The organism is Adhaeribacter aerolatus (assembly GCF_007991635.1).
GTDB classification, from domain to species: domain Bacteria; phylum Bacteroidota; class Bacteroidia; order Cytophagales; family Hymenobacteraceae; genus Adhaeribacter; species Adhaeribacter aerolatus.
The window spans coordinates 1-25,423 of sequence record NZ_BJYS01000020.1; the positions used below are offsets into that span (position 1 = coordinate 1).

The 25,423-nt window shown below is 46.7% G+C and carries 22 protein-coding genes; 4 read left to right on the forward strand and 18 right to left on the reverse strand.

Features of this window, described 5'->3' with window-relative positions; translation table 11 throughout:
* Positions 1–61 precede the first annotated feature (61 nt).
* Positions 62–397 (reverse strand): hypothetical protein, encoded by a 336-nt coding sequence (locus tag AAE02nite_RS13725; RefSeq protein ID WP_146898323.1) that lies wholly within the window; start codon positions 395–397, stop codon positions 62–64.
* A gap of 97 nt (positions 398–494) precedes the next feature.
* On the reverse strand, positions 495–2,927 hold the full coding sequence (locus AAE02nite_RS13730; RefSeq protein ID WP_146898325.1) for a penicillin acylase family protein: 2,433 nt from the start codon (positions 2,925–2,927) through the stop codon (positions 495–497).
* Between the two features lie 373 nt (positions 2,928–3,300).
* On the opposite strand from AAE02nite_RS13730, the gene AAE02nite_RS13735 reads away from it, so the two are divergent.
* Both AAE02nite_RS13735 and AAE02nite_RS13740 read left to right on the forward strand, forming a co-directional pair.
* Positions 3,301–3,645, forward strand: a complete 345-nt coding sequence (locus AAE02nite_RS13735) for a hypothetical protein (RefSeq protein ID WP_146898327.1) — start codon at positions 3,301–3,303, stop codon at positions 3,643–3,645.
* Positions 3,646–3,765: 120 nt separating this feature from the next.
* Positions 3,766–4,023 carry a toxin-antitoxin system YwqK family antitoxin gene (locus AAE02nite_RS13740; protein ID WP_146898329.1) on the forward strand — a complete coding sequence of 86 codons (258 nt, stop codon included), beginning with the start codon at positions 3,766–3,768 and terminating at the stop codon, positions 4,021–4,023.
* Between the two features lie 79 nt (positions 4,024–4,102).
* On the opposite strand, the gene moeB is transcribed toward AAE02nite_RS13740, so the two are convergent.
* The 8 genes from moeB to AAE02nite_RS13780 form a co-directional block, all read right to left on the reverse strand.
* A complete protein-coding gene (moeB, locus tag AAE02nite_RS13745) occupies positions 4,103–5,176 on the reverse strand; it encodes a molybdopterin-synthase adenylyltransferase MoeB (protein ID WP_146898331.1) in 1,074 nt (357 codons plus the stop codon).
* Positions 5,177–5,328: 152 nt separating this feature from the next.
* A complete protein-coding gene (locus tag AAE02nite_RS13750; RefSeq protein ID WP_146898333.1) occupies positions 5,329–5,754 on the reverse strand; it encodes a hypothetical protein in 426 nt (141 codons plus the stop codon).
* A gap of 235 nt (positions 5,755–5,989) precedes the next feature.
* Positions 5,990–6,559, reverse strand: coding sequence for a fasciclin domain-containing protein (locus tag AAE02nite_RS13755; RefSeq protein ID WP_146898336.1), 570 nt, complete (start codon positions 6,557–6,559; stop codon positions 5,990–5,992).
* A 221-nt stretch (positions 6,560–6,780) separates the two neighbouring features.
* Positions 6,781–7,557, reverse strand: a complete 777-nt coding sequence (locus AAE02nite_RS13760; protein WP_146898338.1) for a sulfite exporter TauE/SafE family protein — start codon at positions 7,555–7,557, stop codon at positions 6,781–6,783.
* Between the two features lie 29 nt (positions 7,558–7,586).
* Positions 7,587–9,041, reverse strand: coding sequence for a cytochrome c-type biogenesis protein (locus tag AAE02nite_RS13765; protein ID WP_146898339.1), 1,455 nt, complete (start codon positions 9,039–9,041; stop codon positions 7,587–7,589).
* Positions 9,028–9,576 (reverse strand): RNA polymerase sigma factor, encoded by a 549-nt coding sequence (locus AAE02nite_RS13770; protein ID WP_146898341.1) that lies wholly within the window; start codon positions 9,574–9,576, stop codon positions 9,028–9,030. Before AAE02nite_RS13770 ends, AAE02nite_RS13765 begins: the two co-directional genes overlap by 14 nt.
* A 148-nt stretch (positions 9,577–9,724) precedes the next feature.
* Positions 9,725–10,420, reverse strand: coding sequence for a hypothetical protein (locus AAE02nite_RS13775; protein ID WP_146898343.1), 696 nt, complete (start codon positions 10,418–10,420; stop codon positions 9,725–9,727).
* A 446-nt stretch (positions 10,421–10,866) separates the two neighbouring features.
* Positions 10,867–13,455, reverse strand: a complete 2,589-nt coding sequence (locus AAE02nite_RS13780; protein WP_146898345.1) for a lamin tail domain-containing protein — start codon at positions 13,453–13,455, stop codon at positions 10,867–10,869.
* 154 nt (positions 13,456–13,609) lie between these two features.
* Between AAE02nite_RS13780 and AAE02nite_RS13785 the strand changes: the two genes are divergently transcribed.
* Together AAE02nite_RS13785 and AAE02nite_RS13790 are read left to right on the forward strand one after the other, a co-directional pair.
* Positions 13,610–14,599 carry an aspartate-semialdehyde dehydrogenase gene (locus AAE02nite_RS13785; RefSeq protein WP_146898348.1) on the forward strand — a complete coding sequence of 330 codons (990 nt, stop codon included), beginning with the start codon at positions 13,610–13,612 and terminating at the stop codon, positions 14,597–14,599.
* A 208-nt stretch (positions 14,600–14,807) separates the two neighbouring features.
* Entirely contained in the window at positions 14,808–15,272 is a 465-nt protein-coding gene (locus AAE02nite_RS13790; RefSeq protein WP_146898350.1) for a hypothetical protein, read from the forward strand.
* A gap of 130 nt (positions 15,273–15,402) precedes the next feature.
* Here the strand turns inward: AAE02nite_RS13790 and AAE02nite_RS13795 are convergent, their stop codons facing one another.
* The 8 genes from AAE02nite_RS13795 to AAE02nite_RS13830 all read right to left on the reverse strand — a co-directional run bounded on the left by AAE02nite_RS13795 (position 15,403) and on the right by AAE02nite_RS13830 (position 25,302).
* On the reverse strand, positions 15,403–16,710 hold the full coding sequence (locus AAE02nite_RS13795) for a flavin monoamine oxidase family protein (RefSeq protein WP_146898352.1): 1,308 nt from the start codon (positions 16,708–16,710) through the stop codon (positions 15,403–15,405).
* A 707-nt stretch (positions 16,711–17,417) separates the two neighbouring features.
* Positions 17,418–20,312 (reverse strand): FlgD immunoglobulin-like domain containing protein, encoded by a 2,895-nt coding sequence (locus AAE02nite_RS13800; protein WP_170252604.1) that lies wholly within the window; start codon positions 20,310–20,312, stop codon positions 17,418–17,420.
* Positions 20,313–20,455: 143 nt separating this feature from the next.
* Positions 20,456–20,980 (reverse strand): hypothetical protein, encoded by a 525-nt coding sequence (locus AAE02nite_RS13805; protein ID WP_170252605.1) that lies wholly within the window; start codon positions 20,978–20,980, stop codon positions 20,456–20,458.
* A gap of 177 nt (positions 20,981–21,157) precedes the next feature.
* Positions 21,158–21,541 carry a co-chaperone GroES gene (locus AAE02nite_RS13810; RefSeq protein WP_146898359.1) on the reverse strand — a complete coding sequence of 128 codons (384 nt, stop codon included), beginning with the start codon at positions 21,539–21,541 and terminating at the stop codon, positions 21,158–21,160.
* A 293-nt stretch (positions 21,542–21,834) separates the two neighbouring features.
* The gene (locus tag AAE02nite_RS13815; RefSeq protein WP_146898362.1) at positions 21,835–22,368 is read right to left on the reverse strand and encodes a hypothetical protein; all 534 of its coding nucleotides are present in this window, start codon (positions 22,366–22,368) and stop codon (positions 21,835–21,837) included.
* A gap of 101 nt (positions 22,369–22,469) precedes the next feature.
* Positions 22,470–23,627 carry a homogentisate 1,2-dioxygenase gene (locus AAE02nite_RS13820; protein WP_146898364.1) on the reverse strand — a complete coding sequence of 386 codons (1,158 nt, stop codon included), beginning with the start codon at positions 23,625–23,627 and terminating at the stop codon, positions 22,470–22,472.
* A 117-nt stretch (positions 23,628–23,744) separates the two neighbouring features.
* Complete coding sequence (locus AAE02nite_RS13825) at positions 23,745–24,236, reverse strand: hypothetical protein (RefSeq protein WP_146898366.1); 492 nt, start codon at positions 24,234–24,236, stop codon at positions 23,745–23,747.
* Between the two features lie 157 nt (positions 24,237–24,393).
* Complete coding sequence (locus AAE02nite_RS13830) at positions 24,394–25,302, reverse strand: DUF6624 domain-containing protein (protein WP_146898368.1); 909 nt, start codon at positions 25,300–25,302, stop codon at positions 24,394–24,396.
* Between the last annotated feature and the right edge of the window lie 121 nt (positions 25,303–25,423).

Sequence of the window (25,423 nt, forward strand, 5' to 3'; positions counted from 1 at the left end):
AGTTGCTTTATCGGTTTAAGTGGGTGGCGTTTATGAAAACATCTGAGATCGGGACATGGTTTTAGGTTAGAGCGCGCCGGCAAAAATAACCGGATAAGGCAGCCAAGCCGCCTACCAGCCCACCTAGTAGAGCAGTAACTACCAGGAGCAGCCAGGACTGAGGCAAAGTAAACAGCGTTGCTACCCGGCTTGTGAGGAGGCCATCGTTACGCAGATGAAAAAACAAGCTTAAACCGAGCCACCCTAAACCTATTCCTCCAAAACCTGCCCAGAAAGCGTCGCCCGCCCGTTGCGCCAGCCAAAAGGCCAGCACAAAAGCTGCTATGGCCAGTATCCACCAGGGTAATACCCACTGCAAAGCAAAACCCAGAACTAAAAGCAACAGAAATAATCGCATGAACTTGGCTGTAAAAGGTTAGAAATTAAAGGTTAATGGTTGAAGGTTTGAAATGTAAGCGATGTAATACAAGCGATCAATAATTAAATTAAATCCCCTATTTTTTCTGCAAACTTAATTTAGAAATAATTTGGGCAGATGCTTCGGCCGGCGATTGTAAATATACCAGTTCGCGCAGTTTGCCCTGACGCCAGGTTTCCAGCAGGTTATCGTAATAAAAGCTACCGGGGTTGCCCGATTGGCCACCGGGGTAAATACCGTAACCTTTTACCTGCGGCCCCAAAGCCACTACCATGCGCCACGATGGCCCATTCCGCTCCGAAGTGGCATTAACAATATTGCGTCCTCCGCCTATAAATATGTTTTCGTGACCAAAGCCGGGCAACTTAGCCAAATGCTGCACCGAAGTGCCTTTGTGGTTGGCCCATTGCCATTTTTTACCCATCGGTCCGTGCTGTTCCGCTAACGAATCGATGGTAGAGATAAAGGTTTGTTGCGCCAACAGCGGCAGCGTTTCTTTGGCCGGGGTGTTAATATTATCGTACCATTTGGCCTGCGGATCCTGCAAAATCAAATGCCAGGTGCGGTCGCGGTTGGGGTAACGCATTTGCAAGCCTGTTTTGCTGCCAAATTCATCATCCCAGATGGCTTTGCTTAGCGCTTGCCACCATACTTCAAATAAGGTCGGACTAATCAGGTGGGGGTGGTTATAATATTCCCAATCCGAAAGCTCCCGCAATGCCATTAGCTGGGTTTTGTTCAGTTTATTTTTATCTAACTGAGCGAGCAGCGCAGGCAGCACGGTTTGGGCATTAATATTAAAATTGTCGTTCTGCAACTGGCGCATACTATCCGGCGATATTTTCTGCATAGCGCTCAGTCGCTGGTTTATCCGGATTGCCCGGTCAGCCGGAGCAAACTCCCAGTTAATGTAATACGGGTAATCGGGACCGGCCGAAAACTGGTTGGCCGAGGAAACAAATCCCTGCGCCGGATTTTTCACGTGCGGATGGTGGGCCGGCGGTACCCAGCCTTGCCAGTCGTGTTTCGTATCGGTGCCATCCAAGGTAAACTTGCCCTGGTTCTTCCATTTCAGCGGATACCGGCCGTTGGGCCACAAAGCAATATCCTGGTGCACATCGGCGTAAACAAAATTCTGGGCTGGCGCTACGTAATATTGCAAGGCCTGCTGGTAATCTTGGTAATTGCGGGCGCGGTTAAGTAAGTAAAAAGTGCGGAGCTCGTTCGATTTGTCGTGGGCTATCCAGCGCATGGCGTGGCTTACCGGGGTTTGCTCATTAAAGGCTTTTTCCGGCCGGTCGTATACTACCGGGCCGTGGTGGGTATAATAAACCGTATCGGAGCGGGTAGCGCCGCCTCTTATTTTAAATTTTTCAATTACCCGTCGCACCGGTTTCCACTGGTTATCGTGCCAGTAAAGTTTTTTGGCAGCATCTTTAAACTTAATCTGGTACCAATCCATCACGTCGGCATCTACGTTGGTTACGCCCCAGCTTACCTCTTTGTTAAACCCAATAATAACGCCGGGTGCGCCCGGAATAGAAACGCCGTACACGTTTACGCCCGGTGCCACCAGTTGCAACTGGTACCAGATAGAAGGTAAATTTAATTGCAAATGGGGGTCGTTGGCCAGCATGGGATAACCCGTGGTGGTTCTGGTTCCGGCTACGGCCCAGTTATTACTACCTAGCTCAGCGGGTGGCTCCTGCTCCAGCACCTTATTGGAGAACGCCGCAGTAAAATTCTCCGGGGCGGCCGGTATCTGCAACGGGGTAAAATCTAATGGGGTACCTACCGGCACAATGGGTTCTTCGCGGAACGGATAATCCGGAAATAAATCGTGCACCACTTCCGGACCGTACTTTCGCAGAATATTGGTCATGCGCAAATCGTTGGAGCGGCCGGCCAAATCGTACGCCATAACTTTTAGCAGCAAAGCGCATTTTAACGGCGTCCAGGGTTCGGGGCCGTAATCCAGTAATTTATATTCCAGGGGGTACGTTTTATGCGTAAGCTGGGCGATGTAGGCGTTTACCCCGGCCGTATAACTTTCCAGCATAGCTCGGGTAGTCGGGTCGGCCATCATGCCGGTCAGCGATTGCTGCGCGCCGTATACCATGCCCATCCGCCGCTGAAACCGGTCGAAGTCGATGGCCTGGCTGCCAATAATTTCGGAGATGCGCCCGGCCGCCGCATGGGTCTGGAATTCCATTTGCCACAAGCGGTCGCGGGCCGTTATGTAGCCCTGGGCAAAATATAGGTCGTGGTCATTCTGGGCAAAAACGTGCGGAATACGACTCTGGTCGAACAGGATAGTAATATTTCCTTGTACGCCAGTCAGTGTTAATTCTGTTTCGGCCATCAGTTGCTTGCTTTCGGCCTGCTGCCAGAAACCTGTAAACGGACTCAAAAATTTACCAACCGGCGGAACACTGCCAATTTTGGTATCGAGCACAAATATTAAAGCCAAAAGAACAATTAAGGAGAGAACTGCCCGAAACCACTTCATAATTTAAGTTTATAGCGGATTCAAGATACTTAATTTATAGAAATAATAAAGAGGATAATATTTTTCTAAAGCGGGTAGTACCGCATGGCTTTGTTAGCGGACGTTTCGCCAGGCTCCTGTTGCGGCCTGGTTACCCGCAACAGGAGCCTTAATGCTAAACTATTAATTGATGCCCAGAAGTGAGTGCCACCAGTAAGGAAATACTTTATTTTCTATATATAAAAGTTTATATGGTATATTCGTTGGTTCAGGTGCGTTTATACAATCTTATTGTCTATATTAACACTAGTAGTGCATATATACCGTAGAAAATGGATATCTAAACACCATTATGGTGTTTATACACAAGTTGGGCGGTAGTAAAAGAAAAAAAATGCTGACTATTAGTGAACTAGAAGATGCTGTCGAAAGAGATACTGAAACGAGTAGAATAAAAGAGTTGGCCGTTCTTTTGATTTCAGCGATGAGAGATTGGCCAACTTTTAATCAAGTATTGATTAATGATTTTGTAAGAGAGGCAAAGGCATATTTCGGAAATCCTTTAACAATAAAACAAATTGAAAGTAAAGAATTTATTCTTGAAGAAGAACTTTCAGCTTGGAGAGCAGAGGCAGGCTCAGCATTAGCCGAAATGATTGATATATCCAGCAGGTTCGAAAACGAAGATAATTTTGACAGAATAATCGAAAATATACTTAAAAAGTATAAAGAAAAATAAGCCATCGCCCAACACCGTGTATACTAAACCCCTGCTTCGCTACGGGTTTCGCATACACGCGGTACGTTAGTTGGTATTAAAAAATATGTAAGTTCTTAATCACTGTAAATCAACCCAAAAATGAAACCGAAGATATCAGAAGTTATAGAGGGTTATACTATCAAATATCACGCAAACGGCGAAACCATATGGTCTAAGGGCAAGATTATAGATGGCCGACCGGACGGCTATTGGGAATGGTATAGAATTGACGGCACGATAAAGCGCTCAGGGCATTTTAACCAGGGAGAGCCGATTGGTGAATGGACCACCTATGACGCATCAGGAAAGGTTTATAAGGTGACAAAGAAAAAACAACAAACGCTCAATAAAGTATAAAAAAAACAGACTTGGTACGGCTTCAAGAGCTAAGAGTTAGCAAGCTTACGCTTAACCTTAATTAACAACAGTTAATAAACTAATTACCCAAAACGCCGCCCCGCAGGTTGTACACCTCGCCGGTAAAACCGGCTTCCTGCACCAAAGTGGCCGCGGCCAAACTGCGCTGGCCCGTGCCGCAACAAAATACAATGGTTTTGTCGGCGGGCAATTGCGTTAACTGCTCCGGTAAATCAGCGAACGGAATATTGACGCCACCCAGGTTATAAGAGGTAAACTCCTGGGGTTCCCGCACATCTACCAGGTAAGGCTGATCTTCTTCCTGCTCCAGCCACTCGGTTAGCTCCATTAAAGAAACCTGGGCTACGGGGGGTTTGGTTACCTGGCAGCTTTCCGGAGCGGCAGTTTGTGGCAATGGCTGGTCGGCCGCCGCACTCCGCCGGACCGTAAAAATACTCGTGCGGGCTTCCAGGGCATCCAGCAACAATAACTTACCCGAGAGCGGAGTTCCAATACCACAAATAAGTTTAATTACTTCGTTGGCCATGTACAAACCGATGAGGCCGGGCAGCACACCCACTACGCCAATGTCGGCGCAGTTCGGCGATTCGTCGGCAGCGGGCGGCGTGGGATACAAACAGCGGTACGTGGGGCCGCCCTGGTAATTAAACACTGCTACCTGCCCGTCGAACTTAAACACCGATCCAAACACCAGCGGTTTGTTCAGGGCTACGCAGGTATCGTTTACCAAATAACGCGTCGGGAAATTATCAGAGCCATCTACAATCAAATCGTACGGCTGGAAAAGCGCTGCAGCATTATCCGGGGTAAGCCGCACCGGCTGCACCTGGAATGAGACGAAAGGGTTTAGCGCAGCTAGTTTTTCGGCGGCTACTTCGGCTTTTTTACGGCCTGCATCGGCGGTAGAGAATAAAATCTGGCGCTGCAAATTGCTGTAATCCACCACATCATCATCTACCACGCCCAAGGTACCCACCCCAGCCGCCGCTAAATATTGCAGCACCGGGCAACCCAGGCCACCCGCTCCAATTACCAGCACTTTTGCAGCCTTCAGTTTTTCCTGGCCGGCATAGCCTATTTCGGGTAATATCAGGTGCCGGTTATAGCGTTTAAGTTCTTCTTTTTGCAGCATATCTTCTTTTTATACAAAATAAGGCGGTAAATTAAATTACTACCACGCTAAGATGCCCAAAATTCAATTAATTCAAACGAGAATTGTCTGGTGTTTTCCGGCAGAATAACTTTTTTACGGACAACAAGTTTTTTTTCTCGCTGAACCACCCGCTAAGGTTTGGCTTCTTCTACCTGGCTGATTTCCGCCATTAGTTTTGCCAGTTTGGAATTTGGTTGCTGGCCATCAAAATACCCGCTGTTGTAAGAATTACTGGTGGTTTTAATCGTAATAGAAGAATATCGGGCCGCATCGCGTTCGCGGTTATTCGTAGGCGCCGGCAAATTAGTTAAGGCGGCCAGTTTATAGCCCGCAACCGCTTGCAGCAAATTAGCCCAGTCCTCTGCTTTGGTTTTTCTTTTAACTGATTTATCCGGTTGATTCAGCTCTTTTATAAAAGTACTATCGGCCCGGATAACAATGGTTTTCCGATACCCTCTCGTAAAAGTTTCATAGGAAAAAGCCGTTATTTTCTCGGCCTGGCCAACCAGCCAGGTCCAGACAAAAAACAAACAAAACGTAGCGAGGATTATTTTCATATTAAACCGGGGCAGCAACCGGTAAATTCGGCGTTTACCAGCTATATGTTACTTAACGATTGTATTACCAGGAAAATTTTAACTGTTCTTAAAAGACAGCTCTTTGCCATCCTCAATGATTTATTAATCTGCACCAGCTTAAATCATAAAACTACTACACTTTCTTTAAAATAATAAGAAACAAAAAAACCTGCTAGCAGCAGGCTTTTTGGCAAATATAAATATAACTATGGGTTTATTGAGGAGGCAGCACGACGCCATCAAGTACATGGGTAACGCCATTGCTGGAAATAACATCGGCAGTAGTTACGTTAGCGCCATTTATCATTACCATATTGCCTTGGCGGGTAACAGTTAAGGCAGCACCATTTACCGTAGTCAGTTTCTGACCATTTTTTAAATCTTTGGCCTGTAAACGGCCAGGTACAACGTGATAAGTCAGGACGGATGCCAGCTTTGCTTTATTTTCGGGTTTTAGTAAAGTTTCGACTGTGCCAGCCGGTAATTTTTCGAAAGCTGCGTTGGTAGGGGCAAAAACGGTAAAAGGACCGCTACCCATTAAAGTTTCGGCCAGGCCTGCCGCTTTAACAGCCGCTACCAGGGTGGTATGCTCGCTGGAACCAACCGCATTCTCGACAATATTTTTAGAAGGCACCATCATGGCGCCACCTACCATTACACCCTCCTTTTTTTCGATACCAGTGGTTTTGGCCATTTTGGTTTTGGCGGCTGTTTGGGCAATAGCCGTAAAAGAACCGAAACCGGTAATTCCGGCTAACGCCACGGTTAAAATTAGTTTTTTCATAATTATTGGAGTTTTAAAATATCTGTTAAGGCCAGACCTACGAAGTAACCGGCTGCTTTGGATTGGGTTACTAAAAATAAAGTTTGACGAGGAGGTTGCCCGGCTGCTTAACCGAACTTTTATATAGCCCGATTTAACCAGAACAGACCGCCCGGCACCGGCGGAATTACGCCGGCTTTGCTTTACCGGCAGCTTAATTGGTGGTGAAAGAAAGTAGAGAATTACTTCAGGAAAGAATCGTAGGCAAATTTAAAAATAATGGCACTGACAATAATCAGGAAAAAGATGCGTACAAAACCGCTGCCTTTGGCAATGGCCAACCGGGCGCCTACCTGCGAACCCAGAATATTGCAAACGGCCATAGGAATGCCGATGTGATATAATATTTGCCCGGTGTACGCGAAATAAGCCAGGGCCGATAAATTAGTAGCCACATTTACCAATTTAGCCGAAGCCGAAGCCGCCAGAAAGCTAAATCCAAAAATACCCACAAACGCAAAGATGAGAAAGCTACCGGTACCCGGGCCAAAAAAGCCGTCGTAAAAACCAATACCTACGCCCAGTAAAACCGCATACAATTTTTCTTTGGCCGGCGTTAGCCGGGGCGCGTGCAGCGAACCTAAATCTTTTTTAATGAAAGTATAAATTGCTACGCTTACGAGCAAAACCAACACCACCGGCCGCAACGCCTCCGAAGGAATATGGCTAACGGCTCGTGCCCCGATAAAAGAAAAAATAAAAGCCGCTACGGCCGCCGGCAGAATAGAGCGCCAGTTAATTTTTACCGACCGGCCGTATTGCAGCAACGCCGAGGTAGTACCCGCAATGCCCGACACTTTACCGGTACCAAATAAGGTAGGAATAGGCACGTGGGGTAAAAACACCAGCATAGCGGGCGTCTGAATCAGGCCACCGCCACCCACAATAGAATCGATAAAACCGGCCAGGAAGGCAAAAAAGCACAAAAAAACCAGGTCGGTGGTTAAAACAGCGTCCAATTACCCGAAATAAAATTTCGGCAAAGATATTAGTTCTGCCGGCTAAAACGGCGCTTTAAGGCAATATTTAAACCCAGCGAATACGGCCGTAAGCCCAAAGGCTCCCGCTCTTTAAAGGTAGAACCCATAAAATAATTGAGCGAAGGCATCAGCATCAGTTCAAAGTGCTGCCCCAACCGGGTATTATAGCCCGCACCTACCAACAAGTTATAGTTTGCCTGTTCCAATATATTGGCCCGCGACGGGAACACTACTTTTCTTACATATTGCCCGTTCTGGTACTCCTGGGTTTCGCCTTTAATAAGCAGATTTATGCCGCCCGCCACACTAAAGTTAAAGCGCCGCCGGCCGTTATTCCAGAAATAATAACTAGCACCCAAACGCCAGCCGCCGTAGGCGTAAGAACTGGCGAGCCGTCGTTCTTCCATTTTGTAAACCGGGTTAATGCGGGTCTGGTTGGTAGTTGCCGTAACCACAATGGTATCGATGGTACCGTTGGTGTAGGTATAAGTTAAATTTTCTTTTAGCTGCAGCCAGGCAAGTCCGGTTTCTACATACAGGTTTTGGGTTAAAGCGCGGGCTAAATTAAAGCCAAACTCATAACCCAACCGCTCCGGATTAGACTTGTTACGGGTATTAACCTGCGTAATAAAAATATTATCTGAAGCATTGGGCGTAAACTGCCGGAAAGCATAACGGGAAGCAAAAGAGAATCCGGCTTCCCAAACGTTGGGTTTGTTCTTCTTTTCCGCTTCTTCGGTTTTTTGTTCCTGGTCCAAGGCCTTGTTCTCCGGTACCACCGAATCTTTTTTGGCGGCTACCAGCACCGAGTCCGGTTGAATGGGCTTTACCAGATTGCCTGCCGAATCGGCTCCCGCCGATTCGGCAGGCTTATTCTTAGCGATATCACCCGGTTGGGCCAGTGCAGGTTGCCTCTCCGGCTGGTTCATCGTATCTGCTAGTATTAAAGTAATGCTGTTGTCGGCTTTTACCGGCACAGTTCGCCGGGTACCTCCTTCTCCCGCAGTTCTTCCAGCATTTAACTTATCGCCTGGGCTTACCTTTACCTGAATAGTTTTATCCTTTAAAGAAGTGATCGCAGACTTATTTGTTTTGATAGATAATGCAGGTGGTTGGCTTAGCTTGGATGATTTTGGAGCTATTTTATTATTTCTTTTAGCAATGGTGCTGTTCTCTTTTTGAACATCTGGGTTAACACTAGCAGCTACCGGCGTATTCTTTTTGTTTTCAGTAATCGTTAAAGTTTCATCAGGTTTTTTAACTGAAGATTTGTTTGTATAGTAATAAATGCCGGCACCGGTAAGGAGCAGCAGCAAAGGCCCAATCCACCACCAAATAGCACGGGGCTTTTTAGGCGGCTTAATGTCGGCAGCAATTTTTTTCCAGCCATCAGCCGGCGGCGCTTCGTCGAGCGCCGCCATTTTTTGGCGGATTAAGTCTTCAAATTCTTTATCTGGTAACATGGTCGGAAATTGAATATTGTTGCAGCAATTTCTTTAACAGGCTCTTGCCTTTGGCTAACTGCGATTTGGAAGTGCCTTCGGCAATATTTAAAATTTCGCCAATCTCGCGGTGGTTGTATCCTTCTATCACGTACAGGTTAAAAACCAGCCGGTAACCTTCGGGTAGCTGGTTAATCAGCACCAGCAACTCCTGGGCCGAGATAGTACTTAAAACATCGTCAGCGGCCGGTACGCTTTCTTCCATGGCACTATAATCGAGTTGCGCTTGGTATTTGCGGTTTTTGTGATAATGGTTAATAGCCGTATTTACAAAAATGCGCTTCATCCAGCCTTCAAAAGAGCCGCCCTCGTGCGTACTAATGTATTTAAATACCTTTACAAAAGCCTCATGAAAAATATCTTCCGCCTCAAAACGACTGTTGGTATAACGCACGCAAATCGCCATCATTCGCCGGGAATAAAGCTGGTAAAGCTTTTCCTGGAAATGCGGTTTCCCTTGTTTGCACCCGGCAATTATTTCGTCTTCTGCGTGCACGTAGCGTAGGTACGATTAGGTATGTAATTTAAATTCTTCCTGCTCTTTAATAATATAGCAAAATTCGTTTTATGATTTTACCCTGTACTGTCAATTATTAATTTCATACCTGAACAGCCATTTTAAGGTAAATTCTTATGAAGGTAAATTAAGGCGTGGCCTTCACCCGGATGGTAATCATATTTTCGAGGTAATTGGTATTGTCGGTATAAATGCGGTATCTCAGAAAATCGTCGCCTACAAAATCTTTGGGCGGATAATACACCATTACGGTGGCTTTGGGACTACCTGAATAACGGTAATCGCTGTAATTACCCAGTTGAGGCTTAAAGTAAGACCGGTTACCAGCTGTCGGACAAATAATATCCTTCCGGTGAATCCGGATATCTATCGGGCTGTTTTTTAGGGTTTCAACGGTGAAAGAGGTTAAACGGGTAGTGCAGTTATTGGGGTCGAGCCGGTTTTCTATTACAAAAATCATTTTTTCTGTTTTACAAATATTTTCGGTGCATACCTCGTAGGTCATGCTATCCAGCCCTACATAATTCAGTTCGTGTTCGTAGTACAAATAATTACCTTCCTGAAATACGCGGCCGTGGCGGGGCTCGCCGTAAGTTACCGTAGCATGTACTTTTAGGCTATCATTTACCAGCGGATTTATCAAGAGTGGCCAGTCGGTGGATTGTTTCCGGACGTAGGTGAACGCAGAATCGCGCTTCAGTTCAAACTGCTGAAAAGAGATAGGTACCACATCGGCTTCGTAGGTGTCGCACCCAGGCAAAAAAATTAATAAGCTTCCGGCTAACAGCCAGAACAGCTTAATACAACAAATCTTATTCATCATAGCTCACATCATGGTGTTTAGGATCGGGGTTCTGAGGAGTAGACAAGCGGTAAGGCGGAACCGTTGCCTCATAAAAATTTTTTTAAGCCCTGGCCGGTATATTTCTTAGCGATTTCGGGAATGCGGGATAATTAATACCAAAATAAAATTACTGGTGCGCTTTCTCTATTGTTATCGCCAGCGTCCCGCTGATGATGATTTCTGCCGACCTCTGGCCGCTATAATGAGCGAGTTAATTATTAATAACTACAACAGCGTCCAGCGGCCGGAAAAAGAAGACACGGACGAAGACGCCCACGCTATGTACCACCCGAGGCTTAATCACTTCAGCCAGGATTAAAGCAATTTTGAAATAAAAGCAGATTTATTTTACTATTTTAATAGGTTTAGGCGGCAGCTTGAAGCCTCTAATTCAGTAAATAACCTGTAGAGAATAGAATAATATATCAGAATTTAGCGCCTACTACTACCGTTTCCTTATAAGTTCTTACCTGGCCCTGCAAGCTAAACAGTTCAATATACAAAACGTAATAACCCACCGGCACTTTGCGGCCGCGTTCGTCGAGGCCATCCCACCGGAAGAAGCCATTCTGGCCCAGTAGTTCGTTTTTAACCAGGCGCCTTACTTCCCGGCCGGCGGCATCAAAAATGGTAATATTTGTAATATAACCGGCGGCTTCGGTGCGGTAATTAATGGTGGTAAAATCTTTGTCCCCATCCTCGTCCGGGGTAAATATTTCGGGGTCGATGGTAAAAAATTGGCTGGCGGGCGTTTGCTCGTGGTACTGCGAGTTTTTGTAACCCGGTGTAGCATAACCCACTGTGCTGGCCGCCGAATGCCAGTTAACGGCGCTGCTATCGCCATGCAACCGGATACGCTCCAGCGACACGCCATTGCGGTCGCGCAGCAATTTATAATGCATTTCCTCGTGGTAGGCGAAGCGGTCTATAAGTTTCCGGCTGTTGTCAAACAAAAGTACGGTGCCCTGGTCGTCGGAAAAACCGGGCAGCCGGTTCATTTTTACAAAAGCCAATTGGTTAGCTGCCGGATAGTGGGCTTGCACCAGGTCGGGGCGGGTAGTCAGCACCAGGTACTGTTGCGGCGCTATTACCAGGGGTTCGCCCGTTATGGCACTAACATCCGCAACGGAGTCGGGCCTGATATTGCCTAACTGCCAGCCATTTAAATCGATATATTTTATTGAGCGGTTTACAATCTCAAGAAAATCAACACCGCCACTGCGCGGATTAAAGAGTACTTCGTTAATAATCACGTCGCCGGTAACAGCCGGTTCGGGCAACACAACCGTAGCTTTGGCCTCGTTTAAAATATTGCCGGCACAATCGCGCACCTGGCGCACGGTAATTTCATAAACATGACGGGGCTGCAGATTACCCGCTAAGGAAAGTACCACCTCCTGGTAAGCCGTACCTGTAAAAGTTGCCGCCGTTACGTTCAGGCCCGGAGAAACAGTATAACTGGAAATATTCCGGGCACTTAAACTATCCAGGCTTTCAGAGAAGGTGAGCTTTATACGGCCAGAAGAAATTAAATCGGCTTTAAGCAATGCGGGCGGCTGCGTATCGGGCGTGTTGTTGAATACAGCATTTTGCTTGCCGGGGGTACCGCCGCTGGGGTCGGTGGAGACAGTCCAGTTAGATGCTTCGGCACAGGTAAGTATTGGGTTAATAAGTTCCAGGCTCCAGCCGCCTTCGGCTTTGCGGGTGTCCCGGTACCAGGCGGTGGTATAGCTGATTTTATCGATTAATTTACCGGTATTATCAAATAGCTTTACCTCGTCTCCGCTGTCGTTCAGCGCCGGGAAAACAGTTAAGCCCAGCACCTTACCGTAGGGCCGGAAAACGGCCGTATCAGCGGCCCGGCAAAGCAACACATAACTGCCGGGCGTTAAGACAAAAGCCGGCAAAGTACCCCGCGCGTTGGAAGCATCGGTGAATTGCCAGCCCTGGAGGTTTATGGTTTTCTGGCTACTGTTGTATAATTCGATAAACTCCGCGGCGGGCAAACCAACTCCAGGACTAACATCGGCCAGTACTTCGTTAATCCGGACTTCGCGATAATTTACTTCTACGGGCGGCGTGTAAGAGAACGAACTGGCGGACGAAGTTACCATCCGGTTCCCGTATAAATCAGTTAAGCCCGAAAGGGAAAGCGTATGCGTGCCGGCCGAAAAAGTTTGGTTAAAAGTAAGGTGTACCAGAGCCGGATTAGATAAATCCCGCACGGCGGCTACCGGCGAGCCCACCTGTTGCAGGTGGTAATTACCGGTTTCCTGGGCTTGCGGCAAAGCTACCGGCTCGTTGAATAAAACAGAAATAGTTCGGTTATTTATTACCTGCACCTGCCGGAGCAACGGTGGCGCATTATCGGTTACCGTGAAATCATCGAATAAAAAACGCTGGCCATTGGCCGCGGAATATTTTACCTGCACCCCAAAGAAGTTCGACTGCTGGTAGGTGGCATCCAGGGCTTGGCCTTCTTCCCAGTAATCCTGACCGGTGCCGGAAAAATCGAGCGCCAAAATCCAGCGGGAATTAATATCGCGGCTAATTTTTACCCGAACCACGTTGTTCGTACTTGCACCAATGGTACCATCGCGGCCGTTAATTAAATACACCGGGCTGGCACCGGCATCCTTCCGGAACAGGCTTACTTCGTCGGGGGTACCGCCAATCCGCACAAAATACCCGCTGTTACGCCCTTTAAAATTAGCCGAATCCGAAACCAGGTAAACATCGGCGTAATTTCCCAAAGAAGTGGCCAGGTTTAACCGGGCATAAAATTCCCAGGTGGTACCGGTTACGGCCTGGCAATTGGCAGCCAGTTGCAACTCGGTACCGGTTATGGCCGGGCCGTTGCTTTGTAATTGCCCGGCAGCATTTACGGTAAAAAAATCAGTATCGCCCAGCCAGGTAGGGTTCCGGGTAAAGTCGCCGTCCGAAAAACTTTCCTGCAGTTGCGCATAAGTGTAAAAATGACATAAAAAGAACCACAGGAGCAAAATTTTTCCCATACATAGTTATAGCTGTTGAAAAAGTCTTTAATTTGCGGCCCAAATTGCTGAACCCGAACTGCGTACGGGTTACGCCATACAAAAATCGTGTAATTGGTATCGGACCGGGTCAGCAGGTAATATATAATTTTTTAAATTTTTATCCACTAAAAAAATGAAAGTAGCAGTAGTAGGAGCCACCGGCCTGGTAGGCGGTGAAATCTTAAAAGTACTGGAGGAGAGAAACTTCCCCGTAGATGAATTATTATTGGTTGCCTCCGAGAAATCTAAGGGTACCAAGAAAACTTTTAAGGGCCAGGAAATTACTGTTATTGGTGTAGACGAGGCCATTGCGGCCAAACCCCAGATTGCTATTTTTTCGGCGGGTGGCAGCACTTCTACAAAAGAAGCCCCTCGTTTTGCCGAAGCTGGTATCACCGTAATCGATAATTCTTCGGCCTGGCGCATGGACCCGACCAAGAAACTGGTAGTACCGGAAATTAACGCGAAAGAATTAACCAAAGAAGATAAAATTATTGCCAACCCCAACTGTTCTACCATTCAGATGGTGGTGGCTTTGCACAAGCTGCACGATGCTTTTAAAATGAAGCGGGTGGTGGTTTCGACGTATCAATCGGTAACCGGTACCGGTAAAAAAGCCGTGGACCAGCTCATGAACGAACGTGCCGGCAAAGAAGGCGAAATGGCTTACCCGTACCGCATCGACCTGAACGTGCTGCCACACATTGATGTGTTTACCGAAAATGGCTACACCAAAGAGGAAATGAAAATGGTGAATGAAACCAAAAAAATCCTCAGCGACGATAGCGTAAAAGTAACCGCTACTACTGTTCGGATTCCGGTTATGGGTGGCCACTCCGAATCGGTAAACGTGGAGTTCGAAAAAGATTTTTCTTTGGATGAAGTATACCGAATACTGGAGCAAACCGAAGGTGTACTGGTAGTGGACGACGTTAAAAACCTGAAATATCCCATGCCGATGGATGCGCACCAGAAAGACGAAGTACTCGTTGGCCGCGTACGCTGGGACGAAACCCAACCCCGCACCATTAACATGTGGATTGTGGCCGACAACCTCCGCAAAGGTGCTGCCACCAACGCTGTACAAATTGCCGAATATTTAATTAAACACAATTTGGTGTAAGGTATTAATCAGTTAAAACAAAAGAGCCACGGCAATTAGCTGTGGCTTTTTTGTTTTAGCATGATTACTTTTTAGGATTAAACATTGTCGGCTAATATATTTATCTGCCTATACTGGCAAAATGCTCCTAGTAGGTTTAGCTTGTTCAATTAGAATCAGGGTAACCCATTTATAACCAGAAAACATTAAAAAAACCAAACCATCCAATATGAAACAAGTTTTCCTATTAATTTCTTTTATGTATCTACTTGTCGCCTGCAAGAAGGACGACAAAGTTTATCCGATTAAAACCTATTTAATTGAAAGCAATGAACAAATAACTAAAATGGATAATAATTGGACAGATTATTTAACTAAGGAAATCCAGATTGTTAAAGGTAATAAATCAGTACACATAAGTCTTGATATGTCTGCTACTGGGGTAGAAGGAACGCCGGAAATTGCTTTTAGAGCCAAAGTAGGAACTCAATATTCCAATCCTTCTCTGGTGAAGTGGGTAACTTATAATGCCCTTGAGAAACCACACGCCGAATTTTTAATTGAGAATGTAGCAGCAGGCAAATACGATATTGGCATACAATGGAAAGCAATAACGGGAAGTATAACTACAAGTCAGTTTCACCAGTCCGACTCTTACAACAGGGTATTTATTGTTGAATATCCAAGAAATTGAGAAGAATAGTGTTCTCTACCAAGGTCTGCGCCCACACAGCCCTTAGGAATACCGCTGACAACTGACTTTCTTTCGGTTGGTGAGGGCACCAACCGAGGAGTGGAATCTTCTCCAAAGTTCTCATTCTTCTCTAGCGCAGCATTTCCTGAGCCGCTTCGAGGCCGCTCGCGAGGGCAGCCTCTACAGTTCCCATGGCGTGCCCCCGGTACAAACCTTCGCCGGCAAAAAACAAGGTATTATTTACAGGTTTGGCTACGATGGCCTGGGCTTCGGCAGCCGAAACAGTGGCATAGGCGTAGGCGCCACGGGCAAAGGGGTCGGCGGCCCAGTTAAAAACCACGCTGGCTTTTAATATTTCCCGCAAATAAGCTACCGAAGTGTTAAAAATATCGGCCAGGTTGGTCAGGGCTTCGGTAATCAGAGCATTATCGGGTAAATCTTTATATTTTTCGGCGGGTGGGCCGGCCAGCCAGGCGGTAAGCAAGGGCGTTTTACTGGGTAATTGGGTCCACCAGGCGGTAAAAAGGTGCGAATCGGAAAACAGAAAAGCCAGTTCGGGCGCTAGATTTCCGTTTTGCTTGGCAAAAGCGGACTCTTCCCAGAAAGCGAAATTAAACTCAAAGCAAACCTTGATAACGGCTCCAAAACCCAATTGTGCCAAGGCCTGTTGTTTTTCGGGCAGCGCCGGCGTTAAATGAATATACCCGGGGTTATCCGGTTTTGATTGCAGTACACCAATAGGCACGGTTATTAATACTTGCGGACTTACGTAGGTCTGGCCTCCTTGGGCGATAACGTTTGCCTGGCCCGGCTCCCACCGGACTTCCCGCACCGGTGTTTGAAGCATAATGTTTACATCACTGGCTTTCGCAGTAGCAGCCAAGTAATCTATCAGTTGGCTGTAGCCGCCCTGCGGATGATAAGATGTAGCCGCCCCGCCGGCACTCCACTCTTCCCGCAAAGCCAAAGTACTTACTTTCCGCGTATCGGCGGCATCGTAACCTTCGGCAAACCTAATTACGGTACGGCGCAATTCCTGGTATTTTTCCTCACCTAAATATTCATCCAGAAAGTCTGCCAATGGAAGGTCGTCTGCCAATAGTTCCAGTTTCTCCAGCAGCAACGGAAAATCCTCTATAAACTCGCCGGATTCGTGTAAGTAACCGTTTTTTACTTCGTACGAGATACCGGTCATGAGCTGGCACGCCACGCCAGCTTCGGCCAGCACGGCTTGGGTAAGTGGTAAATCGCCGTGCACAAACTCGGCTCCGGCCTCTACCGGCCCGGTAAATTGGCTTAGCGGGGAGGTAAAAATGCGTCCTCCCAAGCGGTTCCGGGCTTCCAGCACCAATACTTTTCTCCCGGCCCGGCTTAATTCCCGCGCCGCCATTAAGCCGCAAGCTCCGGCCCCAATAATAATCACATCTGCGTTATTCATAGCTGCTTTTTACGGAAGCCAAACCAACCCGATTAAGTTTTGTCCGGCAATTAGTAGCCATTGGTTTAGAAAAATATTGACTACCCAAATTGGAATAGCTAACCCAAAGGATTTTTCTGAGGTGATTAAACCTAATATCAACTCCAATAATTATTCCGAAGGAATCTGTTTAAACATTAGCTTAGCTATCCTGTTCATTTGTTTATACTAGTGCGGCGGGCACTTGCTATCTCCTGGACATATTAACCCTTCCGCCCTCCGGGCACCTTCCCTAAATTAGGGAAGGAGTTCGGCCGAACCGGAACATTATGGATTAGCTTTGTTGAAAGAGGCTTTGTTTATATTGTAATTGAACCTGGCAAGGCATCAGCTACGCAGCAAACTACATCAGTTTGGGCGATGAGGGCCTTTTGGAAGATGCTCTTCTGGGTTTCCGGTGCGCAGCATTGCGAGGTACGAGCAAAGGAAAGATGAGCAGCCCGAATGACCAAACGGGCCCCGCCGGCCGCGAGGCAACTTAGGCAGAGAATAACAGTTAGCACCTGCCATTGAAAGATGTAATCTTTCAAAAGAAGACCGATATAACTGACCATTTTTGAAGTATCCTTTAGACGAACTGGTATAAAGGATTTTGCTGCGTATATAAATTAAAATCCCGGCTACTTTTATGACCGGGATTTTTTATCTCTATTAATTTATTATAAGGCTTATCGCAGCAGCAGCATCTGTTTCGATATTTGTTCTTTATCTACCTGAACGCTGTAGATATAAATGCCATTAGCTAAATAATCGCCACGCTGGCTTATTCCGTTCCAGGTTACCCGATAATCGCCGGCCGGCTGGTTCGCATCTACCAGATTAGCAACCACACGCCCGGCCAAATCATAAACTTTAACCGATACCTGTCCGGATTTTATTAAAGTATAAAGGATTGTGGTTATAGTGCTGGAGCCTGGTCTATCTCTTCCGAATGGATTTGGCTTATTTTGTTTTACCGTAAAGTTCCCATTTTCTTCAGGGTCCGGCAACGTAATGGCTGCTGTGTATTTGAGACTATATACCCCGTTGCCGTGCGTTCCTACCAGTACTGTATTATCTGTAGCGCGGCTGATTACCATTTCTACGGGTGCGTTGCCAATGGTAGCGCCGCCTTCTTTTACCCAAATAGTATTATTGTCGCTTAAGGCCGGACTGGCATATAAACCGGTGCTGGTACCTACAAAATATTTAGTATCGCCGCGGATAGAGGGTAAAATGGTTGCCCACCGCACCGAAGGCCCGTTGCCTGTACCATCGGTATTTTGTTCCAGGTTGCCGCCCACAGCTGTCCAGGAAGTACCGCCATCCGTGGTTGCGAACAGGCTCATCACGTTGTAATTAGAGAAAACGACAACGGCGTGATTGGCATTCGTGGGGTCCACTGCAATGCAATTAATATAACCGTCGGCCGGGAAATTGGTGCCGGTTATTTCGGTGCGGGGCGGGTTATCGCTGGCCAGAGCATTGGTTAGTTTATAAAGCTTACCTCCGCTGGTACCAAAATAAACAATATTAGCCGGGGTTTTGCTTACCGCAATGGCACTGATATCTTCGTCGGTGTTGGTGTTGGAAATTATTTTCCAGTTGGTGGTTTGCTGTTCTTCAAAATTGTCGCCGGTACCTACCGGAATAGCCTCAATATTGTTGTTGCGCCACAAAGAATCGCCGGCGGGCAAGTACATCACATACTGGTTATTGGGATCTATTACGTAGGGGTTAACAAAAATATATCCGGTGCCACCTCTTGGGTCGATGCGGGCATAACCCTGGAATTGTCCTGTATTGGTAAAAGCATACCGGTAAATAAAGCCATTCTGCGCCGATACAATTAAAGAGTTAGCCACGGCCGCGCCATAAGCACCATCGCCCGTTAATAAAGAATACCACTCGCTCTTGGGATCCGCTTCATCCGCCGCAAAGGTGCCGTTATCCTGCATCCCTCCCATCACAAATTCGTCGCGATTATCTAAATCCATGGCCACCGAAGTAAACTGGGTGGTTAAGTAGCCCCGGTTCAGGCTTTCCCAACGCACGGTATCGGTAGCCATGCTGTTTTGGGTGCGGCTCAATCCGCCGTCGTGCGCCGACACCACCCGTGCCGGATTAGAAGGATAAAAAGCCAGGGCATGCTGGTCCGGGTGATGCGCCGGATACATGGCAGCCGTATTTTGTAAGGTATAACCGCCAACCCATTTAATATTATTGCGGGTAGCAAAACCATCGGTAGACCGGTACAAATTAGTGCCGCCGATGAAAACGATATTGGGGTTATCGGGCCGAACCTCCACCATCATGTTGTAACTGTCCTGGTGATCGTAATTACCCACTAACCCGCCAAAAGCCGGCACGTTGGCCGAACGGTTTTCCCAAACGCCGCCCGCACCGCTGCCATTTCCCGACACATAGGTATATTTCCACAAGTTCGTATCAAACCGTCCGGAGCCCGGCGTATCTGCCAGAAAGTAAACCACATTGGGGTTACTCGGCGCAATATCCAGCACTACGCGCCGGTACACCTGGGGCCAGTTATCCGGGGTTATATCGGCCCAGTTAACGCCATCGGTGGAGCGGTAAATGCCGCGCCGGGAGGCAGAGCCGGTACCCGTATTAGTGGCTTGGCTCAAAGTGGCATACATTACGCCATTAGGTGCTATTTCGATATCGGTATAACGGGTTTGGTTATTGGCCTGAGCCACATTGCCGGTACCCAGCACATTGGCCCAGGTATTGCCGCCGTTTACCGAGCGCTGAATACCCCCAATGGTAGCGGCTAATACTTCGTCATGGGTTGTATTGGCCGGATTGGTTCTTACCCGCCAAACCCACTGAAATATATTATTAAAAGTGCTGACATCGCTGGTTACAGTGGCTGGCAGAGCGGTCCAGGTTAAGCCGTTGTTCGTAGATTTGTAGATACCGTTGCCCCGGTAAGGCGCCCCGGTCACCGAAGCCGAATTACCTTCCAGTTCACCGGTACCATAATACCAGATATTGGTTTTGCCGGCGCGGCGGTCCTGATCAACGGTAGTTACACTTTGGATAATGGCCGGATCGGTGGTTTTGGTCCAAGTACTGCCGTTATTAGCAGAGCGCCACATGCCACCCGAAACGCCCCCGGCCAGAATAATATTTTCATTAGCTACATCTATCGCCAGGGCCCGGGTACGGCCACCTAAGTTGTAAGGGCCCCGGCTATCCCAGTCCTGCACCATACCACGGGCATTACGGCCGTATTTATTCAGGTTGATTACTTGGGCCGTAGGGATGCTGGCCGAAAATATTAATTCTTTCTGCCGGATATTGTCGGGAATCCTGCCGGTTTTGGGGTCGCGGAGCCGCTTTACCTGGAATTCGTAGCGGGCCTGCGGATCTTCGGGTGTGCGGATGCTGGACTTTAATTTTTTCCGGATTTTTTTCATGGCCATCACGGCGGCCTGCAAATCTTTTTTGCTTGCGGTAGAGCGGCCGGGCAAAAGCGCATAAAAATAAAAAGTACTACAAAATAGCAGCAACAAGCATAATACCACGGCCGCTATTCTATTATTTATTAAAGGTTGGTTCATCAAAAGGGTGAATTTTTAGATTATCCGCAAAGCGCTATTTTCAAAACTTAAACTGTAATCTACTCAGGCTATTGTGCTAAATTATTAATATTTATGATAACCCGTTCGGGCCGGTATGGTTAAGGCAAAATTAAAATTAGATTTTATTTTTTAAGCGTATAGCTATAAACTTGCAAGGCCCCTTCTTTCTCTTCCGCACCATCAACTGCCCGGGTAACATCAGCCTGAAAAACATCACCCGCCTGCAGGCCGGGAAGCGGTGTAGTAAGCTCGGGAAAGTAGCGCTGACTAGGGCTTAAGGTAAAAACAAAATAAACTTTTATTTCCTGATCTTGGGCTAAAGGTTTCCCAAAAGCCGAACCGTAACCCAGTATACGTTCTACCTTTACCACTGCCCGGCAAGGTACCTGACCGCAGGGAGTATTTTTAGCCGGCTCCAGGTCGGGTAAAACCGAAATTACTCTACCTACCACCCGGCAGCTGCCGGGTGCCAGGCGCTCCGGAGCACTTGCCTGGGCAGGCAACGAAACAGCCTGTTTCGGGGATGATTTTTTGGGCGCCATAACCGGTTTTTGCCTGGTAGTTTCGGGTGCGGCTTGGGTAGCAGCAGGCGGATTCTTACTGCCGCAAGCCGCCAGTACCAGCAGGCTGCTACAGATTAAACACAAATACTTTTCGCTGGAAACCACTCGTTAAAAATAATTGTAATATTAAACGCCTGGTTGAGTAATTAGTTAAGCCCCTAATAATTTGCGCTTAAATATGGCCGGCTTCTATCTTAAATGCAAAAATCCCATTGCCATTAACGGCAATGGGATTTACAATATCCAGGCTTAGGTATAAGGCTAAACTAAGTCTTCTTCGCGTACCAGCATCAGAATGGCCGATTGCGGTACAATAAAATATTTTTCACCGTGGTAAATAATTTCAACGGCGTCACGCTGCAGGTAAATGGCTAAATCGCCTTCTTTGGCCTGTAACGGAATATACCGTACCGGCTCCTGGTCTTCCTGGTTCCAGATTTCGTCGTCTAAACCATAATCGGCCGGAATGGGGTAACCCGGACCAACCTTCATGATGTAACCTTCCTGTACTTTTTCTTTTTCCTGCACCCCCGGCGGCAAAAACAACCCGCTTTTGGTTTGTTCTTTCGCCGTTTTCGGCTTAATTAATACCCGGTCGCCAACTATTATTACGCTTTCCAGTTTATTCGTTTCCAAAACTCGCATGCATTATTTTAAACAGGGCGCAAATATACATATAAACTTAGGTTTGTAGATTATCCGCGCAAACTTTATCGGGTGGGCTGGCAAAACAATAACAAGCAGCCAAGACTAAAACCAGACCGGAAATATTAAAAATTTTAAAGGCAAAAGTATAAGGTGCTTCAGCTTAATTATCGGCTATAAACCTATTTGTACCCGCTCTATGCCTCGGAAGTAACTTCCGTGTCTTCCCTAAGTAGCGCCTCTAGCATAGAAGTAGCTTCCACGCTAGCAGAAGTAACCAAAGTACAGGCAATTTACAGCGGATCGGCGGTTACTCTAAAGGTAATATCTACTTTAACGGTTACATCGTTCAGCACTACTTCATCGGCGGTGCCGCGGGTGCGCAGCGTAATACTCGGTGCTTTAATATATTTATCCAGCTTTACATTGTTCGAGGTTAACTCCAGTGTTTTGCCGGCATCGGCCGGAATATTCTTCAGATACGCGATACTTACTTCCGGCAAATTATCAGCCGCCAATAAAAGCTCAACTTCTTTTAAAAAACCAAAATCCTCGTTTGCCGGGCTTTCCACGTTCATCACAATTTTGGTAACAACTACATCTTTTACCAACTCGGCAGCCGTATTTTGCCTTCTGAATTCCTCTTTGGTATCGGCCGAAATAACTACCGGCGGCCCCAGAACACCCAAATTAGGAATAACTGCTTCTTTGGGTACCGTAATGGTCTGCGACCGGTTAATGTTAAAAGTCAAAAGCTTATCTATTTGCTTACAACCCGAAAAAGCCAGAAAAACCCCGATAAAAAATACAAAAACAGTTCTATTCATAATCTATAACCCTGAAGCAAACTTAAAAAAATTATATTTAAATAAAAACTATCCCGACAGCAATTGTCAATATCGGTCAAATATGCTGCCAGACCTGCCGGTTACTGCCAGCTCATCGGATAATTTTCGTCTATATACGGCAATGCGTCCTCGGTGAGGTACAAAGGCCGGAAAGTATCAACCATTACGGCCAGTTCGTGGGTTTCTTTTTTACCAATGCTGGCCTCTACCGTACCAGGGTGCGGGCCGTGCGGAATACCACCCGGGTGCACGGTAAACGAAGCCAGGTCTACGCCTTTCCGGCTCATAAAATTACCCGCCACGTAGTACAGTACCTCGTCGGAGTCTACGTTAGAATGGTTGTAGGGTGCCGGAATAGCCAGCGGGTGGTAATCGAATAAACGCGGCACGAACGAGCAGATGACAAAATTGTGGCCTTCAAAAGTTTGGTGTACCGGCGGCGGTTGGTGAATGCGGCCGGTGATGGGTTCAAAATCATGAATAGAGAAAGCGTAGGGATAAAAATAGCCATCCCAGCCCGCCACATCAAAAGGACTATGGTTATAAAAAAACTGATGCAAAAAGCCTTCTTTTTTAATTTGCACGCGGTACTCACCGGTTTCGCGCTCGGTAATTAAAGTGGCCGGTGGGCGGAGATCGCGCTCGCAGTACGGGGCGTGCTCTAATAATTGTCCGTATTGGTTGCGGTAACGGCGCGGGGTTTCTACGGGGCTAAAAGATTCGATTATCAGCAAACGTACGGGCGCTTCTCTGAACCGGAACTGGTGAATAATTGTGCGGGGAATAACGAGGTAATCGCCGGGCCCAAAAGCAAGGCTGCCCATTTGGGAACGCAGTTCCCCGCTACCTTCGTGCACAAAAACTACCTCATCGGCCTGAGCATTTTTGTAATAATAATCCGTGTTTTGCGCCGAAGGGTTACAGATGCTGATACTTACATCATTGTTCAAAAGCAGGGTTTGGCGAGCGGCCAGGTAATCGGGACCGGTAGTTTTTTGCGCCAGCGTTTTCAGGTGCGTAGGTGCCAGCGGCCAGTCCTTTAGCGGTTTGGCTCCGTAGGGTACCGGCTCGCCCAGGCGGGCAATGCGGGTAGGCGGATGCAGGTGGTACAACAGCGAAGAAACTCCGTGGAAGCCTAGCGTACCCACCAGTTGTTCGGCGTAAAGCGTGCCGTCCGGCTGCCTGAACTGGGTGTGCCGTTTTGCTGGAATTTCTCCTAATCGGTAGTAAAAGCCCATCGTATAAAGTAGTTAAAGTTTACCTTTTTCTTTATACCTATACGAACTTTCGGGTATTTGCGGTAACCGGCGGGCAGCAGCTATTTTAGATAGCCTGAGCTGGTTGCTCTTGTTGCCTTATTCATCTTCTGTTTCCTGGTTAAGTCTTTTCTGGGTCTTTTTGCCTTTTATGGTGCCGCGCAGACAATATTCGCAATTACAAGGCTTTTTATTATGACTGCCCGGAAAATAACGCCAACCCAGAGTTTGCGGCAAATGCCTTATTTTGGTGATTTCTTCCGGAGCTATTTTCCGGTCCAGGATGAGTTCATAACCCAGCGGGTCTGCTAAGCTTAATATTTCCTTTATAGCTTCGCCCAGCGTAATGTGCCGGTGCTTTTGCCCATATTTACCGGCAAACACCATTTCAGCCGAAGGCACCTTAAAATATACGCCTACATAAGATTTCGCGCCGCTCCTTTTTAACTCCCGCAACCACTGATGGCTGACATAAAAGTTTTGTAAAACGGGCATACAATAAACACCATTCCCGTATTTGCCAGTTTTAATTCCGTTTTTAATAATCTTCAGACTATTCTTTTCGTCGGCCAGGTGCACCAGGGTAGGCATAGAAGTATTCTAATAAGTCAGCCGGGAATATTTAATGAATATTTCTTAAACAAGTTCGGACAGGCATAAACAGAATGTGAATTAGGTTAAGCGAGTAGTTAAATAATTAATCGCGCGGCATATTAGTATAAATTCTTTACGGCTCGGAGGGTTTACATTATTTACTTACTGATTTTAGCATAATAACTTTATAAGTTTCAATGGGCATCATGCCCATTCCCATTCTTCTCTTATCCAAGTTCTCCAAATCTTCTGTTAAAGCTAATTCAGCAACTTTGTTTACCGGATCTACTTTGGCAAATTGGGTACCATATAACTGCTTTTCCCCGCTATTAATCTTAATGCGGTCGTACAGGTAGGCATAGCGTTGGCCATCCATATCTCCTTTCTTTACCGCATTCTCAACCTTCGGCAATTGCGCTTGCTGCCATTCTTTATCCGCATCGGCATGCTGAATTATAAAAAATATTCCCTGCATGGCATCCTCCCCAACCATCTTCCTGGTCGGAAAGCCATACTTTGCAAAAATCTCTTTTAACTGCTTCCTATTCTCGGCATCGGTGCTCATGTTATCTTTGCCATACACAACCTCTTCCTTTGTTAATTTGTACGTCGTAATTATGGCATCCATGTTCCCGCTTCTGGAAATTTGGTCGTTTATGTACATTTTTATTAATTGTAATTGCAACGCAGGATTATCTGCTTCATAATTAAAAGACTTACAACGTTCAAGTTTAGTTGCCGCGCTGCTGAGAACAGGCTTGTTACACAAGAATTCTAATGTTTCATTATCCAGGTTCTGAAGCACTTGTTTGAACTTTTCATCTTTATTTTTATGCTTCAATATTTCTAAACCCGTCAGAACAAACCGCTTATCTATTTTAGATTTTGTAGCCAACAAAGAATCTAACTGAAGTTCTCCTAAATCATAATCCTTCTCCATAGAAGAAATAACCATTCGCCAGCCAAGCTTCCATTTCTCAGTTTCTGATAATTTTGGTTCGCGGTCAGTTTCTAAAGCAAAATGCCAGAAGGTAAATAGGAAAATTGAAAATATTTGTAGCATAGTTATTGGATTTTATTTTCATTTAATATTCAGAAGCGTTGGCAGCCTGGCGGTGCGGTTATTGCCAAAGGCGGGGCTTTTCAGCCCTGCCTCTGATGCAATTTACAAACGTTGAACTACT

What these genes read in the sequence shown, in the direction of transcription:
- AAE02nite_RS13780 (WP_146898345.1), bottom strand. Translation starts at nt 13,455, where the DNA reads ATGGGAAAAATTTTGCTCCTGTGGTTCTTTTTATGTCATTTTTACACT.
- AAE02nite_RS13740 (WP_146898329.1), top strand. Translation starts at nt 3,766, where the DNA reads ATGAAACCGAAGATATCAGAAGTTATAGAGGGTTATACTATCAAATAT.
- AAE02nite_RS13735 (WP_146898327.1), top strand. Translation starts at nt 3,301, where the DNA reads ATGCTGACTATTAGTGAACTAGAAGATGCTGTCGAAAGAGATACTGAA.
- AAE02nite_RS13785 (WP_146898348.1), top strand. Translation starts at nt 13,610, where the DNA reads ATGAAAGTAGCAGTAGTAGGAGCCACCGGCCTGGTAGGCGGTGAAATC.
- AAE02nite_RS13795 (WP_146898352.1), bottom strand. Translation starts at nt 16,710, where the DNA reads ATGAATAACGCAGATGTGATTATTATTGGGGCCGGAGCTTGCGGCTTA.
- AAE02nite_RS13765 (WP_146898339.1), bottom strand. Translation starts at nt 9,041, where the DNA reads ATGTTACCAGATAAAGAATTTGAAGACTTAATCCGCCAAAAAATGGCG.
- moeB (WP_146898331.1), bottom strand. Translation starts at nt 5,176, where the DNA reads ATGCTGCAAAAAGAAGAACTTAAACGCTATAACCGGCACCTGATATTA.
- AAE02nite_RS13755 (WP_146898336.1), bottom strand. Translation starts at nt 6,559, where the DNA reads ATGAAAAAACTAATTTTAACCGTGGCGTTAGCCGGAATTACCGGTTTC.
- AAE02nite_RS13775 (WP_146898343.1), bottom strand. Translation starts at nt 10,420, where the DNA reads ATGATGAATAAGATTTGTTGTATTAAGCTGTTCTGGCTGTTAGCCGGA.
- AAE02nite_RS13830 (WP_146898368.1), bottom strand. Translation starts at nt 25,302, where the DNA reads ATGCTACAAATATTTTCAATTTTCCTATTTACCTTCTGGCATTTTGCT.
- AAE02nite_RS13730 (WP_146898325.1), bottom strand. Translation starts at nt 2,927, where the DNA reads ATGAAGTGGTTTCGGGCAGTTCTCTCCTTAATTGTTCTTTTGGCTTTA.
- AAE02nite_RS13825 (WP_146898366.1), bottom strand. Translation starts at nt 24,236, where the DNA reads ATGCCTACCCTGGTGCACCTGGCCGACGAAAAGAATAGTCTGAAGATT.
- AAE02nite_RS13725 (WP_146898323.1), bottom strand. Translation starts at nt 397, where the DNA reads ATGCGATTATTTCTGTTGCTTTTAGTTCTGGGTTTTGCTTTGCAGTGG.
- AAE02nite_RS13800 (WP_170252604.1), bottom strand. Translation starts at nt 20,312, where the DNA reads ATGAACCAACCTTTAATAAATAATAGAATAGCGGCCGTGGTATTATGC.
- AAE02nite_RS13790 (WP_146898350.1), top strand. Translation starts at nt 14,808, where the DNA reads ATGAAACAAGTTTTCCTATTAATTTCTTTTATGTATCTACTTGTCGCC.
- AAE02nite_RS13810 (WP_146898359.1), bottom strand. Translation starts at nt 21,541, where the DNA reads ATGCGAGTTTTGGAAACGAATAAACTGGAAAGCGTAATAATAGTTGGC.
- AAE02nite_RS13750 (WP_146898333.1), bottom strand. Translation starts at nt 5,754, where the DNA reads ATGAAAATAATCCTCGCTACGTTTTGTTTGTTTTTTGTCTGGACCTGG.
- AAE02nite_RS13815 (WP_146898362.1), bottom strand. Translation starts at nt 22,368, where the DNA reads ATGAATAGAACTGTTTTTGTATTTTTTATCGGGGTTTTTCTGGCTTTT.
- AAE02nite_RS13820 (WP_146898364.1), bottom strand. Translation starts at nt 23,627, where the DNA reads ATGGGCTTTTACTACCGATTAGGAGAAATTCCAGCAAAACGGCACACC.